General features: G+C 57.2%; 14 protein-coding genes. 10 read left to right on the top strand and 4 right to left on the bottom strand.

Annotated elements, in window-relative coordinates; all coding sequences use genetic code 11:
- Nucleotides 1-59 precede the first annotated feature (59 nt).
- A complete protein-coding gene (locus tag MTP41_RS11000) occupies nt 60-1,334 on the top strand; it encodes an O-acetylhomoserine aminocarboxypropyltransferase/cysteine synthase family protein (RefSeq protein WP_118529154.1) in 1,275 nt (424 codons plus the stop codon).
- 160 nt (nt 1,335-1,494) lie between these two features.
- Nucleotides 1,495-2,427: a homoserine O-acetyltransferase MetA gene (gene metA / locus MTP41_RS11005; RefSeq protein WP_005946493.1), complete on the top strand. Its 933-nt coding sequence runs from the start codon at nt 1,495-1,497 to the stop codon at nt 2,425-2,427.
- A gap of 349 nt (nt 2,428-2,776) precedes the next feature.
- On the opposite strand, the gene MTP41_RS11010 is transcribed toward metA, so the two are convergent.
- The 3 genes from MTP41_RS11010 to MTP41_RS11020 all read right to left on the bottom strand — a co-directional run bounded on the left by MTP41_RS11010 (nt 2,777) and on the right by MTP41_RS11020 (nt 5,186).
- Nucleotides 2,777-3,361: a flavin reductase family protein gene (locus MTP41_RS11010; protein ID WP_249235523.1), complete on the bottom strand. Its 585-nt coding sequence runs from the start codon at nt 3,359-3,361 to the stop codon at nt 2,777-2,779.
- The gene (locus tag MTP41_RS11015; RefSeq protein WP_120020989.1) at nt 3,358-4,338 is read right to left on the bottom strand and encodes a glycosyltransferase family 2 protein; all 981 of its coding nucleotides are present in this window, start codon (nt 4,336-4,338) and stop codon (nt 3,358-3,360) included. The genes MTP41_RS11010 and MTP41_RS11015 overlap by 4 nt, the downstream gene beginning before the upstream one ends.
- 167 nt (nt 4,339-4,505) lie before the next feature.
- Nucleotides 4,506-5,186 carry a Crp/Fnr family transcriptional regulator gene (locus MTP41_RS11020; protein WP_249235524.1) on the bottom strand — a complete coding sequence of 227 codons (681 nt, stop codon included), beginning with the start codon at nt 5,184-5,186 and terminating at the stop codon, nt 4,506-4,508.
- A 218-nt stretch (nt 5,187-5,404) separates the two neighbouring features.
- Between MTP41_RS11020 and MTP41_RS11025 the strand changes: the two genes are divergently transcribed.
- The 5 genes from MTP41_RS11025 (at nt 5,405) to MTP41_RS11045 (ending at nt 12,472) form a co-directional block, all read left to right on the top strand.
- Nucleotides 5,405-6,469, top strand: coding sequence for an ABC transporter substrate-binding protein (locus MTP41_RS11025; protein ID WP_249235525.1), 1,065 nt, complete (start codon nt 5,405-5,407; stop codon nt 6,467-6,469).
- A 263-nt stretch (nt 6,470-6,732) separates the two neighbouring features.
- Nucleotides 6,733-7,488, top strand: coding sequence for a DeoR/GlpR family DNA-binding transcription regulator (locus MTP41_RS11030; protein WP_249235526.1), 756 nt, complete (start codon nt 6,733-6,735; stop codon nt 7,486-7,488).
- Nucleotides 7,485-8,390, top strand: coding sequence for a 1-phosphofructokinase (gene pfkB, locus MTP41_RS11035; protein WP_249235527.1), 906 nt, complete (start codon nt 7,485-7,487; stop codon nt 8,388-8,390). Before MTP41_RS11030 ends, pfkB begins: the two co-directional genes overlap by 4 nt.
- Nucleotides 8,391-8,573: 183 nt before the next feature.
- The gene (locus MTP41_RS11040; RefSeq protein WP_249235528.1) at nt 8,574-10,499 is read left to right on the top strand and encodes a PTS fructose transporter subunit IIABC; all 1,926 of its coding nucleotides are present in this window, start codon (nt 8,574-8,576) and stop codon (nt 10,497-10,499) included.
- Between the two features lie 479 nt (nt 10,500-10,978).
- Nucleotides 10,979-12,472: a DUF1846 domain-containing protein gene (locus MTP41_RS11045; RefSeq protein WP_097776665.1), complete on the top strand. Its 1,494-nt coding sequence runs from the start codon at nt 10,979-10,981 to the stop codon at nt 12,470-12,472.
- 70 nt (nt 12,473-12,542) lie between these two features.
- Here MTP41_RS11045 and MTP41_RS11050 read toward each other — a convergent pair whose 3' ends face one another.
- Nucleotides 12,543-13,232: a GntR family transcriptional regulator gene (locus MTP41_RS11050; RefSeq protein ID WP_249235529.1), complete on the bottom strand. Its 690-nt coding sequence runs from the start codon at nt 13,230-13,232 to the stop codon at nt 12,543-12,545.
- Between the two features lie 392 nt (nt 13,233-13,624).
- Between MTP41_RS11050 and MTP41_RS11055 the strand changes: the two genes are divergently transcribed.
- The 3 genes from MTP41_RS11055 (at nt 13,625) to MTP41_RS11065 (ending at nt 16,689) form a co-directional block, all read left to right on the top strand.
- A complete protein-coding gene (locus tag MTP41_RS11055) occupies nt 13,625-14,725 on the top strand; it encodes a TRAP transporter substrate-binding protein (protein WP_154255862.1) in 1,101 nt (366 codons plus the stop codon).
- A 164-nt stretch (nt 14,726-14,889) separates the two neighbouring features.
- Nucleotides 14,890-15,372, top strand: coding sequence for a TRAP transporter small permease (locus tag MTP41_RS11060; protein ID WP_249235530.1), 483 nt, complete (start codon nt 14,890-14,892; stop codon nt 15,370-15,372).
- Nucleotides 15,373-15,396: 24 nt separating this feature from the next.
- Nucleotides 15,397-16,689, top strand: a complete 1,293-nt coding sequence (locus tag MTP41_RS11065; RefSeq protein ID WP_097780898.1) for a TRAP transporter large permease — start codon at nt 15,397-15,399, stop codon at nt 16,687-16,689.
- Nucleotides 16,690-16,737 lie beyond the last annotated feature (48 nt).

The raw sequence follows: 16,737 nt of genomic DNA on the forward strand, positions 1-16,737 counted from the left end.
CGCTGCACTCCTGCGGGGAATTGTGCTATATGGACAAACCCAGTAAAGGAGTATGTAGTATGAATCGTGATACCATCTGTGTGCAGGGCGGTTACACCCCCGGCAACGGCGAACCCCGCCAGATCCCCATTGTTCAGTCCACCACCTTCAAGTATGCCACCAGCGAAGACATGGGCAAGCTGTTCGATCTGGAAGCTGACGGCTACTTCTATTCCCGTCTGCAGAACCCCACCTGCGACCTTGTGGCTAAGAAGATCTGCGAGCTGGAAGGCGGCACTGCCGCTATGCTGACCAGCAGCGGTCAGGCTGCAAACTTCTTTGCCCTGTTCAATCTCTGCGAAGCAGGCGACCACATCGTGGCATCCAGTACCATCTACGGCGGCACCTTCAACCTGATCTCCGTCACCATGAAGAAGATGGGCATTGAAGCCACCTTTGTGGACCCGCTGTGCACCGAGGAAGAATTGAACGCCGCATTCCAGCCCAACACCAAGGTGGTGTTCGGCGAGACCATCGCAAACCCGGCCCTGACCGTGCTGGACATTGAGAAGTTTGCCAAGGCTGCTCACGCCCACGGTGTGCCGCTGATCGTGGACAACACCTTCCCCACGCCGGTCAACTGCCGCCCCTTTGAGTGGGGCGCGGATATCGTGACCCACTCCACCACCAAGTACATGGACGGTCATGGCGCGGTGCTGGGCGGTGCCATCGTGGACGGCGGCAAGTTCGACTGGATGGCCCACGCTGAGAAGTTCCCCGGCCTGTGCACCCCGGACGACAGCTACCACGGCATCACCTACGCCGAGCGTTTCGGCAAAGAGGGTGCCTTTATCACCAAGGCTACCGCGCAGCTGATGCGTGACTTTGGCTCCATGCAGTCGCCCATGAACGCCTACATGCTGAACCTCGGTTTGGAAAGCCTGCATGTCCGGATGCAGCGCCACTGTGCCAACGGCATGGCCGTGGCAGAGTTCCTTGAAAGCCATCCCAAGGTGGCCTACGTGAACTACTGCGGCCTGGAGTCCAGCCCGTACCATGCACTGGCTGAAAAATACTTGCCGAACGGCAGCTGCGGCGTGGTCAGCTTTGGTCTGGCCGGCGGCCGTGAGGCTGCAAGCATCTTTATGAAGAACCTGAAGCTGGCAGCCATCGAGACCCATGTGGCCGATGCCCGCACCTGTTGCCTGAACCCTGCATCCAGCACCCACCGCCAGATGAACGATGAGCAGCTGAAAGCCGCTGGTGTGCCCGCAGAGCTGGTGCGCATGAGCTGCGGTCTGGAAAGCAGCGAAGACCTCATCGCAGATATTGCACAGGCGCTGGATAAGATCTAAAAGGTGAGTTCAGCAGCATCTATCGGTTCCGGCCCTTCTCGTAAAAACGCGTTTGGAGCACCCCGCAGGGCGCGACAAACGCAAAATATAAAAAATAAATTCCGCTGAAGATAGCCAGAGCGTCAGCGGAGGCTATTCTAAATCGTTAGGAGTACGAACTATGCCGCTGATCATCCCCAAGACCCTGCCTGCTTACGATGCCCTCTACAACGAAAATATCTTCGTCATGCATCGTGAGCGCGCCCTTGCCCAGCACATCCGCCCGCTGGAGATCCTGATCCTGAACCTGATGCCCACCAAGATCACCACCGAGACCCAGATCGCCCGTCTGCTGGCAAATACCCCGCTGCAGGTGCACATGACCCTGCTGCAGACGGCCAGCCATGCGGCGACCCACGTTTCGGCAGCACACCTCGAATCGTTCTATAAGAACTTCAACGAGGTGAAGAACAACCGCTACGACGGCATGATCATCACCGGCGCACCGGTGGAGACCATGGACTTTGAGCAGGTGGATTACTGGCCGGAGCTGTGCGAGATCATGGACTTCAGCGAGACGAACGTCTACTCCACCCTGCATGTGTGCTGGGGCGCACAGGCGGGCCTGTACTACCACTACGGCGTGCACAAGCAGCTGCTGCCGGAAAAGATGTTCGGCGTGTTCGAGCACCGGGTCACCCGCCCGTCGAACCCTTTGGTGCGCGGCTTTGACGAGGTGTTCTATGCGCCCCACAGCCGCCACACCGGCATCAGCCGCGAGGATGTGGACAACTGTAAGGCTTTGCGCATCCTTGCCGAGAGCGATGCTGCCGGGCCCTTCCTTATGAGCACCGAGAACGGACGGCAGATCTTTGTCACCGGCCACCCGGAATATGACAAATACACGCTGGATTCAGAGTACCGCCGCGATGTGGACAAGGGCCTGCCCATCCATGTGCCGGTGAATTACTACCCAGACGATGATCCCACAAAGCCGCCGCTGTTCCGCTGGCGTGCCCACGCCCACCTGCTGTATGAGAACTGGCTGAACTACTATGTCTACCAGAACACCCCCTACGATCTGGGCGAGATCCAGCGCGTGAAGCACGAATAAATGCACAAAAACCGGTATTGCGTCAAAATTGCGCGATACCGGTTTTTATGTTATACTGTTTCTGCGGCCCTTCTCCATTCCCCTAACCGCGGAAAGGAGGTGGTAACCAATGGAAGCCTTCATCTCATTTATACAGACTGTCGGAGCAGAGGTAGTTGCCTACTATCTGTGCAAGTGGCTTGACAGCCTGTTCTTCAAGGGCAGTAAGCACTAACTCAAGAAGCCCCCCGGTAGTATCAGTACCGGGGGGCTTTTGGTTTTTTCGTGGTAACCACGGAACAGGCCTTCATCTCATTGCCTATCTTTAGTATATGCAGTTTTGGGCAAAAGTCAAGCGATGAAATGTAAATTATTTTTTACGCCTTACCGGCTTTTTCTTGCGCACGCTGTAGCCAAAGGTGCCCAGCTTTTTGCCCAGTGCCAGATAGTCACCGTGGCTGTAGACGATGAGCTTTGCCTTTTCGAGACACAGCTTGCCGTTTTCGTCCAGCAGGCTTTCGTCCACATCACAGGCCACCACTTCGGCAAGGAACAGGTCGTGGCTGCCCAGCGGGATCACCTGAGTTACCTTGCATTCCAGATTGACCGGGCTTTCTACCAGAATGGGGCAGTCGGTCAGCACGCTGCCGGGGGCAGAATGCAGGCCGCAGGCGGCAAATTTATCCACATCACGGCCGCTTTTCACGCCGCACCAGTCCACCGAACGCACCAGCGCTTCGGTGGGCAGATTGATGGCAAACTGTCCGCTTTCCTTGATGAGGTGGTGGCTGTAGCGCTCCGGCCGAACGCTGATGGACACCATGCTGGGCTGGGTGCAGATGGTGCCCGTCCAGCCGATGGTGATGAGATTGGGCTTTTCCAGCCCGCCGCAGGACACCAGTACCGGCGGTTCCGGGTTCAGCAGGGTGCTGCCCCGCCAGCTCTGTTTGCTCATCCGTGATACTTCCTTTCGTAGGGTGCCCAGGTGCGCTCGCTGATGATGTAGCGAGGGCGGGCTTTCGTCTCCATATAAATTTTACCGATATACTCGCCGATCACGCCTAAGCACACCAGCTGCACGCCGCCCACAAAGCAGACGATGCAGATAGTGGAGGCCCAGCCGGCCACCACGCTGCCCATGGCAGCTTCGATGATGGCCCAGATGACTCCGATAAAGCTGATCAGGCTCACAAAGATGCCAGATCCGGTAATAAGGCGGATGGGCTTGTTGGAAAGACTGGTGATGCCGTCAAAGGCAAGGGCCAGCATCTTGCTCAGCGGATAGTGGCTCTCACCGGCAAGGCGTTCGTGGCGCTCATAGGTGACTACCTCGCTCTTGAAGCCAACCAGCGGCACCATGCCGCGCAGGAAAATGTTCACTTCCCTGTAGTCGGCAAAGCTTTCCAGCACACGGGTGCTGATGAGGCGGTAGTCTGCGTGGTTGAACACGATGTCTGCGCCCAGAGCGTTCATCAAATGGTAAAAGCCCTCGGCGGTGAAGCGCTTGAAGAAGGTGTCTGTATCGCGGCGGCTGCGCACGCCGTAGACCACCTCGGCACCGTCCAGATACTTTTTAACCATCTCGTCCATGGCGTTGATGTCGTCCTGACCATCGCAGTCGATGGAAATGGTAACATCGCAGGTGCCGCTGTGCAGTGCTTCCATCAAGCCTGCCAGCACGGCGTTCTGGTGGCCGCGGTTGCGGCTCTGGGAAATGCCGATGTAGTGCTCGTCCTGTGCGGCAAAACTCTGGATCAGTTCCCATGTCTTGTCTTTGGAGCCGTCGTTCACGAACAGCACCCGGCTCTTCTCGCTCACAAGGCCCTGTGCGGCAAGGCCGCTGATCTTTTCCAGAAACATGGGCGCTGTAATGGGCAGCACCTGCTCCTCGTTGTAGCAGGGGATCACGATCCATAAAATCGGTTTTGACATATTTAAAAATACTCCTATATTAAAAATAACAAGAGGATGCCGCTGACGGTTACGGCCTTCCAGTGAAAAAGAGTTTGAGAAAATCCGTAGATTTTTCTAAAACTCAAATATAAAAATAAAATTCAAGCTGAATACAGCCAAAGCGCACGCGGCGGCTATTCAAATGGTCACTGCACCATTTGCCTCAGTACCTCAGGCTCCAGCAGCTTGAAGCTGCTTTTGTAGGTGTCCAGCAGGCCGTCCCGCTGCATCTGGCTCAGCTCGCGGGAGAGAGCACTGCGGTCACAGTTCAGGTAATCTGCCAGCTGGATGCGGGAGAACGGGATGCTGAAGGTCAGGCTGCCAGCCCGCTCGGCTTCACTGAGCAGATAGGCGCACACTTTGGCCCGCAGGCTTTTGAGCACCAGCAGGTCGATGCGGCGGGAGAGGGAAAAATATTTATCGCTGATGGTGCGCACCAGATTGCGCAATGTCTGCTGGTGCGCCGGACTGCCATCCGAAAGCAGCAGCCGCTCGTAGGGAATCAGCAGCACCTCGCAGGGCACCGAAGCCACCACCGTGACCGGGCTTGCCAGACTGGAACCGCTCAGCACATCGCCGAACACGCCGCCCGGTTCCATGTGGGTGATAGGAATGCGCGCACCCTGCGGCCCGGGACGGTAGGCTTCCAGCTCACCGGACAGCACGATGCCCACCCTGCGGTTGGGTTCGCCCGCCAGAACAAGCGCTTCGCCTTTGCCGTAGCTGCGCATAACGGAACCCAGCTGGGCCAGCAGGGTCTGCAGCTCTTCAGGGGTCAGACCATTGAATAAAGAGGTGGAGCATAACAGCGGAAGAAAGTTTTTCATCACAATTCCGTGGGAAAGATCCGGCTTCCCACAGCCCTCCTGCAATTCCGTTGCACACGCAACGGTATTTTTGACTCTATTATAGTAAACTTAGACCCGCAAAGCAAATGATTTTGCAAATTTGCCTTGTAAAAAATATGAAAAGACCGACCCATGGTTCTGTGCAAAATTTTCAGGCACAAAACGGCGCGGTCTTGTGAGGAAAGAGGGAACCCCGCATGAAAAAACTGACATCCATGCTGCTGGCTCTGGCCCTTGCGCTGAGCCTTGCCGCCTGCGGCGGTGCGGCATCCAGCTCTGTTGCATCCAGTGCAGCTTCCAGCGAAGCTGTCCCAGAGGCTGCTTCGGAAGCCGCTTCCAGTGAGGAAGCAAAGAAACTGTCCACCACCGATGCTCTGCGCATTGCCGGCCTGAAAGGCCCCACCACCATGGGCCTTGTCAACCTGCTGAGCATGGAAGAGGATGGCACCGCTTCCATGGATTACGACCTGCAACTTTACGGCGCTGCCGATGAGATTGTGCCGCTGCTGATGAAGGGCGAGCTGGACATGGCTGCCATCCCGGCAAATCTGGCCGCCACCCTGTATCAGAAGACGGAGGGCGGCATTCAGGCTGTGGCCGTCAACACGCTGGGCGTGCTGTACGTAGTGGAAAAAGGCGGCGATACGATCCAGTCCATGGCAGACCTTGCAGGCCGTACCATCCTGTCCACCGGCAAGGGCACCACGCCGGAGTACGTGCTGCGCTATCTTCTGAACGCCAACGGCATCGACCCGGACAAGGACGTGACCATTGAATACTACAGCGAGGCCACCGAGGTCACGGCCCAGATGGCCAATACCGAGGATGCCATTGCAGTTCTGCCCCAGCCCTATGTAACTGCAGCCGGCCTGCAGGACGACACCCTGCGTGTGGCCCTCGACCTGACCGAGGAATGGAACAAGGTCGCGGATACCCAGCTCATCACCGGCGTGACCGTGGTGCGCAAGGAGTATGCCGAGGAACACCCGGATGTTGTGGCCACATTCCTTACCGACTACGCCAAGAGCGTGGAAGCTGCCAACACCGATCTGGACGGCACTGCCGCTCTGTGCGAGGAGCAGGGTGTTGTGGCCAAGGCTGCCATTGCCAAGAAGGCCCTGCCCAACTGCAACATCGTCTGCCTGACCGGCGACGAGCTCAAGACCAACGCATCCGCTTATCTGCAGGTGCTGTTTGATGCCGACCCCAAGGCAGTGGGCGGCGCAATGCCCGGCGACGATTTCTACTGGACTGCCGAGTGATTCCTCAATAAGCCATCTCTCCGGCCGCTGTGCGATTGGTACGCACGGCGGCTTTTTTGTTTGCACAAAATGCTTGTATCCCAGCTTTTGTGCTCCCTGCACAAATTTAAAGACAATTTTTTGTGAACGAAAATGAATGAAATTGACTGAAAGCGATTGATTTTGGCGTTGTATTTGCTATAATAAAGATGCAATCAACCAAAACAACGCACAAACGGTCATAAACCGTCAAAGATAAGATCAAACCAAAGGAGAGGATGCCGATGCTGGCAGAAGAACGCTTCAGCCTGATCATGGAACAGCTGAACCGCAAGCGCACCGTGACGGTGCAGGAACTGTGCGAGGCGCTGAACACCAGCGAATCCACCATCCGGCGCGACCTGACCGAACTGGACCGGCTGGGCAAGCTGAACAAGGTGCACGGCGGTGCCACCCTGCCGGACAGCCGTTTTCTAGCGGATGAACCCACCATGGAGGCCAAGGAGTCGCAGGCTGTGGAGCAGAAGCGCAGCATCGCACAGGCGGCGGCAAAGCTCATCAACGCCGATGATTTTGTGTTCATCGATGCAGGCTCCACCACGCTGGAGCTGGTGCGTGCACTGGCGGGGGACGCCCTCAAAGCAAGCTATGTGACCAACGGCGTGGCCCATGCCCGGGCACTGGCCCGAAAGGGCTGCCGGGTGTATCTGCCCGGGGGACTGCTGCGGCCCCAGACCGAAGCCATTGTGGGTGCACCCACAGTCACCAGCCTGCAGCGCTACAATTTTACCAAGGCGTTCATGGGTGCCAACGGTGTGGCGCTGGATGCCGGTTTTACCACGCCGGACCCCGAGGAAGCTGCCGTGAAAGCAGCGGCAGTGCACCGTGCACGGGAAGCCTGGTTCCTTGTGGATGATGCCAAGTTTGCCCGCATCTACCCGGCTGTCATTGCCGACCTGCAGGGCGGTGCCATTCTCACCAACCGCTGCCCCAATCCCAAATACAAACAATTCACGCTGGTAAAGGAGACGGAAGTATGATCTATACAGTCACATTCAACCCGGCCATTGACTATGTGGTGCGTCTGGATGCACCGCTGGAAGTAGGCGAGGTGAACCGCGCCAAAGGCGAGGACTGCGTGCTGGGCGGCAAGGGCATCAATGTGTCCGGTGTGCTGGCACAGCTGGGCTGCGAGAGCGTGGCGCTGGGCTTTGTGGCCGGTGAGACCGGCACATGGCTGGAACGCGGTCTTGCTGCACAGGGCTTAAAGACCGATTTTGTGCATCTGGAACAGGGCATGACCCGCATCAATGTCAAGATCAAGGCAGGGCAGGAGACCGAGCTGAACGGGGCGGGCCCCGACATCCCGGAGAGCGCTATGCAGGAGCTGGAAAAGAAGCTGGACAGCCTGAACGAGGACGATATCCTCATTCTGGCGGGCAGCATCCCGGCAAGCCTTTCGCAGGATACCTACGAGCGGCTGCTGGCCCGGTTGCAGGGCAGGGGCGTGCGTGCTGTGGTGGATGCCACCCGCGACCTGCTGGTGAATGTGCTGCAGTACCACCCCTTCCTCATCAAGCCCAATAACCACGAGCTGGGCGAGATCGTGGGCAGGGTGCTGACTACGGACGAAGAGATCATTGCTGCGGCCCGCACCCTACAGCAAAAGGGCGCTCGCAACGTGCTGGTAAGCATGGCGGGCGACGGTGCCCTGCTGGTGGACGAAAATGGCGAGGTGCACCGCATCGGCTGCCCCAAGGGCAAGGTCGTAAACAGCGTGGGCGCAGGCGACAGCATGGTGGCCGGCTTTGTGGCTGGCTGGATGCAGACCCGGAGCTATTCCTTTGCACTGCGTCTGGGTACAGCCTGCGGCAGTGCAACGGCGTTCAGCCTTGGCCTTGCCACCAAAGAAAAAATCGACGAACTGATGAAGGAAATTTGAAAGGATAGATGGCTCGCCCTCTCCGTCATTGCTGGTGCAATGCCACCTCTCCCAAAGGGAGAGGCTTTGGCAGTCCATGCAAAGTTTCCGGTTTCGCCAGAGGCTCTCCCTTTGGGAGAGCTGGACGCGAAGCGGCCTGAGAGGGCGAGGACGCTAAGAGATAAGAACGAAGGGAGAAAAATCATGCGTATTACGGAATTATTCACCGCGCAGTCCATCGCACTGGATGAGGCTCTGACCGATCAGGAGCAGATCATCAGCCGTCTGGTGGAGCTGCAGGCCACCCATGGCAACATCACGGATAAGGAAGCCTACAAAAAGGCCCTTTATGCCCGTGAGGCGGAGGGCTCCACCTATGTGGACAACGGCATCACGGTGCCCCACGCCAAGACCAATGTAGTCACCCGGCCCAGTCTGGCGGCGCTGCGGCTGAGCAGCCCTGTGCAGTACAATGCCGAGGACGACGGTACCACCGACCTGCTGTTTGCCATTGCGGCTCCGGAAAACGGCAGCCTGCATGTGGACATGCTGGCCCGTATGATGCAGATGCTGATGAACGAGGACTTTGTAGAAAAGCTGAAGGCCGCAAAGACCCCTGCAGAGTTCCTTGACTGCATCGATGCACAGGAGGAGGCTCAGTTCGGCGCGGAGAGCTTCACCCAGCAGGAGATCCCCCAGAGCGGCTACCGCATTCTGGCCGTGACCGCCTGCGTCAACGGCATCGCCCACACCTATATGGCAGCGGAAGCCCTGACCAAGGCCGGTGACAAGCTGGGCCTGCCCACCAAGGTGGAGACCAATGGCTCGGACGGTGCCAAGAACATCCTCACCAGAGAAGAAATCGCAAACTGCGACGGCATCATCGTGGCAGCAGAAAAGAAGGTAGAGACCGCACGCTTCGACGGCAAGCCGGTGCTGTTCACCCGGGTGGACGATGGCATCCACAAGCCGGAGGAGCTCATCAAGAAGATCGTGCACGGCGAGGTGCCTGTTTACCACGCCGAGGGCGGCGCACAGGCCGCCGAGGATGCTTCCGGCAAGGACAGCTTTGGCCGCGCTCTGTACAAGAACCTGATGAACGGTGTCTCCCACATGCTGCCCTTCGTGGTGGGCGGCGGCATCATGATCGCACTGGCGTTTCTGCTGGACGATTACACCATCGATCCCTCCAACTTTGGCATGAACACCCCGGTCGCTGCCTTCTTTAAGACGGTAGGCAGCGCAGCCTTCGGTTACATGCTGCCCATTCTGTCGGCCTTCATTGCCATGTCCATCGCGGACCGTCCGGGTCTGGCAGTCGGTTTTGTGGGCGGTGTGCTGGCCATGAACGGCACCAACTTTGCAGGCATTGCAGCGGGTGAGACCACCGGTGTTTCCGGCGGCTTCCTTGCTGCACTGCTGGCCGGTTTTGCTGCAGGCTACATCGTCGAGCTGCTGAAAAAGATCACCGAAAAGCTGCCTGCCAGCCTGAATGGCATCCGTCCCATGCTCATCTACCCGCTGGGCGGTATGCTCATCCTCGGCGCGGTAATGTGCGGCATCAACCCGGTCATGGGCATGATCAACACTGCCATGACCGATTGCCTGAACGCCATGGGCGGCACCTCCAAGGTGCTGCTGGGTGCCGTCGTGGCCGGTATGATGAGCATTGATATGGGCGGCCCGTTCAACAAAGCAGCTTATGTCTTTGGCACGGCAGCCCTTGCCTCCGGCAACTATGAGGTGATGGCCGCTGTCATGGTGGGCGGCATGGTTCCTCCCATCGCCATCGCCCTGTCCACCACCTTCTGCCCCAAGAAGTGGACTGCCGACGAGCGCCGCAACGGCATCGTGAACTACGTCATGGGCCTGTGCTTCGTCACCGAGGGTGCGATCCCTTATGCAGCAGCAGATCCGCTGCGCGTCCTGCCCAGCTGCGTGGCCGGTGCAGCGGTGGCCGGTGCGCTCTCCATGACCTTCGGCTGCGCTCTGCGTGCACCGCACGGCGGCATCTTCGTGTTCCCAGTCGTGGACCATACCGCTCTGTACTGTGTGGCGCTGGCTGTGGGCAGCGTGCTGGGTGCTGTGATCCTGAGCCTGCTCAAGAAAAACCGTACCGACGCAGAATAAACGCCATTCTCTCCATATTCGAGATACTTCATAAAGCCGCAGCAAGCCTCTGGGGAGACCCGGGGGCTTGCTGTATTACGCAGGATCGCGCGAAGGATCAGAAGGATAAAAAGAAAAAAGTAACCGCCCACGACTTCCAATCCAGGCGGTTACTTTTCTTTTGAAATTTAATTGCCGGTAAGAGGTCTGCCGTTTGCGGGCAGTGCCTTTTCCGGTCTTCATGATAGACGCTGGTGTGTACTTTGCCAAGCATGAGCCATCAGATATAACATGATACACCCGCTGTCAATAACACGGCAAGAACCATTTTCACAAAAAATGCAGCAAAGAACAGCGCGAAACACCGCATTTGCTGGAAAAAGCCTTGCAGCCGCCCTTTTGGATTGCACCCGGTTTTTGAGTGTGGTATACTGTTTCTGTTATGGAAAAGTTCCGGTGCGGTGTGCCGGGCACAGCAAAGAGGAAAAAGGAAACGAACGATGAAAATTGGATTTGACAACGACAAATATCTCTCGATGCAGTCAGAACATATCCGCGAGCGCATCAAGAAATTTGACAACAAGCTCTATCTGGAATTCGGCGGCAAGCTGTTCGATGACTACCATGCATCCCGCGTACTGCCGGGTTTCCAGCCCGATTCCAAGCTGCAGATGCTGCTGCAGCTGAAGGATCAGGCCGAGGTGGTCATCGTTATCAGCGCCGAGGACATCATCAGCAACAAGATCCGCGGCGACTACGGCATCACCTACGATCTGGATGTGCTGCGCCTGATCGATGCCTTCCAGGAAGTAGGCCTGTATGTGGGCAGCGTGTGCGTGACCAAGTACGCCGCTGCACCGGAGGTGGAGGCCTTTGAAAAGCGGCTGAACGGTCTGGGCATCCGCACCTTCCGCCACTACAAAATTCCCGGCTATCCCAACGATGTGGCCCGCATCGTCAGCGACGAGGGCTACGGCAAGAACGATTACATCGAGACCCAGCGCCCGCTGGTGGTCATCACGGCCCCCGGCCCCGGAAGCGGTAAAATGGCCACCTGCCTTTCCCAGCTGTACCACGAGTACAAGCGCGGCGTGAAGGCCGGTTACGCCAAGTTCGAGACCTTCCCCATCTGGAATATTCCCCTCAAGCACCCGGTGAATCTGGCCTACGAGGCCGCTACAGCCGACCTGAACGATGTGAACATGATCGACCCGTTCCATCTGGAAGCCTACGGCGTGACCACCGTCAACTACAACCGCGATATTGAGATCTTCCCGGTGGTGAACGCCATGTTTGAGCTGATCGCTGGCAAAAGCCCGTATAAGTCCCCCACGGACATGGGCGTGAACATGGCAGGCAACTGCATCGTGGACGATGCGGTCTGCCGCGAAGCCTCCCGCAAGGAGATCCTGCGCCGCTACTTCAAGTGCCTGTGTGAGCAGAAAATCACCGGCACGGTCAAGGAGACCGAGCGCTACAAGCTGGAACTGCTGATGAATCAGGCCGACCTGACCGTGGGCCAGCGCGAAGTGGAAAAGCAGGCTCATGCCCGCAGCGAGAGCACCGGCGGAGCCCCTGCTGCCGCCATTGAGCTGCCGGACGGCACCGTTGTTACCGGCAAGACCGGTCCGCTGCTGGGTGCAGCAGCATCTGCTCTGATGAATGCTCTCAAGGTGCTGGCCGGTATCCCGCAGGAGACCGACCTTGTGAGCGCGGCTTCCATTGAGCCCATCCAGACCCTCAAGACCAACTATCTGGGCGGCAAGAATCCCCGCCTGCACACCGACGAGATCCTGATCGCACTTTCCAGCTCGGCTGCTTCCAACGAGCAGGCTGCAGCGGCCATGCATCAGCTGCCCAACCTCAAGGGCTGCGATGTGCACTCCACCGTGCTGCTCTCGGGTGTGGATACCAGCACCCTGAACCGACTGGGAATGTACCTGACCTGTGACCCTGTTTACGAGGAAGAGGACCGCAAGTACCACAAGCAGTAAATCATACAAAAAACGAAACAGGCGCATCCAAAGGCCGAAGGGCTGGCGGATGCGCCTGTTTTTCATTGGTTCAGATGCCGGTAAAATAGGATCTGTACTTTTCTGCGTACAGCTGGGTGCCCATGCGGCGCAGGCCGCCGTACAGGTGCTGCCGGATCAGCGGTTCAATGGCATCCAGATCTTTTTCCCGGATCACCCGCAAAATTTCCCGGTGCTCGCTCAGCACATCCGGCACATTGTTGGCCCGCACCACATCCAGACGGGTAAAGCGGGAATAATCCGGCTGCGGCTTGGTCAGGTTCTGCCAGATGTACCACTTGTTCATGCTGCAAAACCAGATGGCGTGCATTTCCAGATCCAGCGTCAGGAAGGCATTGATATCCACATTGTCCGGGTCGGTCATGGTCTGGGCCATCTCTTCCAGCAGGTCATACTTGTGCTTGATCTCAATGTACTCCTTGGGGGAACACACCTGGATAAAATCACGCAGGACCATGCTTTCCACAGCGGTGCGCTGGTACACGATCTGATCCACGATATCCAGATCAATGGGGGTGACGATGGTGCCCTTGCAGGGAATGATCTGCACAAAGCCATTCTGCTCCAGCCGCTGCAGGGCAGCGCGCACTGGTGTGCGAGAGATGCCGAACCGTTTGCACAGCTGATTTTCACTGATGGTCTCTCCGGGCTTGATCTTCAGCGTGACGATCTCATATTCCAGCGTCTGGTAGATGTCCTCCGGATGCAGCTGTTCAGCCATGTGCTCACACTCCATTTACATAGTTGATGATAAGATATTTCTATTTTAGCCTGCCAAAAAGAGATTGTCAACGTATGAGAATGAAGTATACAATAGCCTGTATACAAGTATAGGAAAAGCTCCGAAATTTATCATATCTGACAAAAATTGATATATCAGATGAAAATGAACGGAATTGTGTCATCAGATTGTAACAGTTTTCACGAGAAACGGATAAGATTGTTAGTTATGCACAAAGAAACTTTACGAAGTTGGTGAAGTTTGGCTCTTGTGCGGATGTGAATTTTCTGTTACGATTAGCGTGCAATGAAAATGCTGTATACAGGGGCCGCCAAAAACTTTGCTGGCGTATAAGGCAAAACGGCACCCCTGAAACAAGGAGGAAGAAGATTATGAAAAAGGTCTCTCGTCGCAATTTCCTGAAGGTGTCTGGTGCAATGGCAGCTGCAGGTGCTCTGGCAGCCTGCGGCGGTTCCGGTGCATCCACTCCGGCTGCTTCCGGCGCAGCATCCACCAGCACTGCAGCAAGTGCCGCAGCAGCCGGTGAGGACAAGTTTGCATCTCTGGGCGACTTCACCATGACCGTGGGTCATGCACAGCCCGAAGGCAACCCCCGCTTTGTTTCCATGGAGCAGTTTGCCGCCGATGTGGCAGAGGCCACCAACGGCCATGTGAAGATCGAGGTTTACGGCAACGGCCAGCTGGGCACCGAGAAGGAGATGCTGGAGCAGGTCGTGGCCGGCACCGTGCAGGGCATGCGCGGCGGTCAGTTCGACTTCAGCCCCCGTCTGCTGATGTTCACCCTGCCCTTCCTGACCAACACCCGTGCGCAGGTCACGGCTCTGCTGCAGAGCGATCTGGCACAGAAGGTGTGCGCTGAGGCCGAAGGCGAGACGGGCACTGTCATCATTAACCTGTGCGATGCGGGCGGCTACCGCCAGTTCTCCAACTCCAAGCACCCCATCAAGGCTCCCGCAGACCTGAAGGGCCTGAAGATGCGCACCAATGGCATGAAGACCATTGACATGACCTTCCAGGCAATGGGTGCTACCACCACCACCATCCCGTACTCCGACCTGTACATGGGCCTGAAGACCGGCGTTGCAGACGGTCAGGAGAACCCCTGGGTCAACGTAGAGGGCATGAAGTTCTATGAAGTGCAGAAGTACTTCACCGAGGTCAACTACCAGTTCCATCCGGATCCCTTCTATGTGAACGCAGCATGGTGGAACGGCCTGCCCGAGGAGTACCGCGATATCATTACCGAGTGCGCCACCAAGATGGGCGAGTACAACGACGAGCTGATCGACAAGAACTCCAGCGCCGCAAAGCAGACCATCGTGGATTCCGGCTGCGAAGTCTACGAGCCCTCTGCCGATGAGCTGAAGGCCTTCCAGACCGCTGTGCAGTCCGTGTACGACCAGTGTGTCACCGAGGGCATCTGCACCGCCGACGAGATCAAGGAAATGCAGGATATCGTCGCAAAGGCATAAGCAGAAACGACCAAAGGCTAGAACGGCCATGTTACGGTAAAGGCGAGAGGGCAGCCTGCGGGCTGCCCTCTGCTGTAACAGGCCAATGGAAAAAGTTGTAAAATAACCGAAAGGGGCTGAGCACCATCGAAAACCTTAAAAAATTCGGGAAAAAGCTGTTCGACGTGTATTTTACCATCGGCGTCATTGCCATGGCACTGCTGGCAGCTCTTGTGATCTTTACGGTCATTGCACGCTACTTCTTCTCGCTGAGCTGGAAGGAACTGGCAGAGTTCAACACCACCCTGTTTGCCTTTACCACCTTCTGGGGCATGGGCATCAACGTGATCAAGGACGAGCACGTCATGATCGACATCCTTTACGACGGTGTCAAGCCTGCCCGCAAGCGCTGGCTGGCTATCGTCAATTACCTCATCGTGCTGGCCGTGGTGCTGGTGTTCACCTATCAGGGCTTCAAGTATGTGGGAGTTGCCGGTAAGCAGATCAGTCAGGGCATGGAGATCCCCATGATGTATATGTACGGCATCATGCCGGTGTGCGGCATCATCTGTGCCATCTGCGTCGTGATCAAGATCATCACCCTGTACAAGGCCGATATTTCCTACTTTGCGCCCAAGAATCAGGCGCTGAGCCGTGACGACGCATAAGAGGAAAGGGGAGAATACACAACTATGGCAATGCTCATCCTTCTGGTGCTGCTGATCTTCTTTGCCGCGCTGGGCATCCCGCTGGCTTTCGCCATCGGTGCTTCCTGCGTGACCTACATCCTGATCTATGCACCTACCTTTATCACCATGCTGCCGCAGCGCGTGTGGAACGGTGCCTACAGTGAGCTGATGATCGCCATGCCGCTGTTCATGCTGGCTGGCGAACTGATGAACACCGGCGGCATCACCCAGCGCATTATTAACTTCTGCATGGAACTGCTGCGGCCCATCCGCGGCGGTCTGGGCGAAGTGAACATTGTGGCTTCCATGATCTTTGGCGGCATTTCCGGTTCCTCTGTGGCCGATACCTCGGCTCTGGGTTCCATCCTGATCCCCGCCATGGAGAAGGAAGGCTACCCGCCGGAAGCTTCTGCCGGTATCACGGTGGCATCCTCTACCATGGGCATGATCATCCCGCCCTCCACACCCATGATCGTTTACTCCATGATCTCCGGTGCATCGGTGGGTGCGCTGTTCGTGGCAGGTGCCGTGCCCGGCATCCTGATCGGTCTGACCCAGCTGGTGCTGGTGTACATCATCAGCGCCAAGAAGGGCTGGCATCCGGAAAAGGTCAAGTTTGACGGCAAGCGCGCCGCCAAGAGCCTGCTTTCCGGCATCCCTGCCCTCATCATGCCGCTGTTCATCATCATCTGCGTTTCCTTCGGCGTGTGCACTGCATCCGAAAGTGCCGGTGTGGCCGTGCTGTATTCCATGCTGGTGGGCTTCTTCGTCTACAAGGAGCTGACATGGAAGGGTGTCTGGGAAGCTTTGAAAAAGACCCTGATCTCTTCTTCCTCCATCATGCTCATCATCGGCTTCACCACCATCTTCACATGGGTGCTGACCATGCAGAAGGTGCCGCAGACGGTGGGTGCCTTCTTCATGTCTCTGAACATGCCCGCATGGGCCATTGCGCTGATCTTCGATGTGCTGATCCTGATGATCGGCACCTTCATCGACGTCAGCCCGGCCATCCTGCTGCTCACCCCCATCCTGCTGCCGGTCATGGTGCAGTACGGCTTCTCGCCGCTGCAGTTCGGTGCCATGATGATCACCGGTCTGGCCATCGGTCTGGTCACTCCGCCGGTCGGCATGTGCCTGAACGCCTGCAACAAGATCAACCGCATGCCCATCATCGAGATCTTCAAGGGCGCAGCGCCCTACGTGATCTGCAACGTGATCGTTCTGATCTCCATCAGCCTGTGGGGCCCGCTTACTACCGCCCTGCCGCAGCTGCTGGGCTACAGCATCTTCTGAGATCAACGCGTATACCTCTTATAAAAAACAGGCAGCGCTCCCTTGCGG

This window comes from Faecalibacterium sp. I4-3-84, from assembly GCF_023347255.1.
GTDB classification, from domain to species: Bacteria; Bacillota; Clostridia; order Oscillospirales; family Ruminococcaceae; genus Faecalibacterium; species Faecalibacterium taiwanense.

Bases quoted from the DNA above. Each gene is read 5' to 3' on its own strand.
- MTP41_RS11000 (WP_118529154.1), top strand. From the start codon at position 60: ATGAATCGTGATACCATCTGTGTGCAGGGCGGTTACACCCCCGGCAAC.
- MTP41_RS11050 (WP_249235529.1), bottom strand. From the start codon at position 13,232: ATGGCTGAACAGCTGCATCCGGAGGACATCTACCAGACGCTGGAATAT.
- MTP41_RS11010 (WP_249235523.1), bottom strand. From the start codon at position 3,361: ATGAGCAAACAGAGCTGGCGGGGCAGCACCCTGCTGAACCCGGAACCG.
- MTP41_RS11045 (WP_097776665.1), top strand. From the start codon at position 10,979: ATGAAAATTGGATTTGACAACGACAAATATCTCTCGATGCAGTCAGAA.
- MTP41_RS11025 (WP_249235525.1), top strand. From the start codon at position 5,405: ATGAAAAAACTGACATCCATGCTGCTGGCTCTGGCCCTTGCGCTGAGC.
- MTP41_RS11030 (WP_249235526.1), top strand. From the start codon at position 6,733: ATGCTGGCAGAAGAACGCTTCAGCCTGATCATGGAACAGCTGAACCGC.
- metA (WP_005946493.1), top strand. From the start codon at position 1,495: ATGCCGCTGATCATCCCCAAGACCCTGCCTGCTTACGATGCCCTCTAC.
- MTP41_RS11040 (WP_249235528.1), top strand. From the start codon at position 8,574: ATGCGTATTACGGAATTATTCACCGCGCAGTCCATCGCACTGGATGAG.
- MTP41_RS11020 (WP_249235524.1), bottom strand. From the start codon at position 5,186: ATGAAAAACTTTCTTCCGCTGTTATGCTCCACCTCTTTATTCAATGGT.
- MTP41_RS11065 (WP_097780898.1), top strand. From the start codon at position 15,397: ATGGCAATGCTCATCCTTCTGGTGCTGCTGATCTTCTTTGCCGCGCTG.
- pfkB (WP_249235527.1), top strand. From the start codon at position 7,485: ATGATCTATACAGTCACATTCAACCCGGCCATTGACTATGTGGTGCGT.
- MTP41_RS11015 (WP_120020989.1), bottom strand. From the start codon at position 4,338: ATGTCAAAACCGATTTTATGGATCGTGATCCCCTGCTACAACGAGGAG.
- MTP41_RS11055 (WP_154255862.1), top strand. From the start codon at position 13,625: ATGAAAAAGGTCTCTCGTCGCAATTTCCTGAAGGTGTCTGGTGCAATG.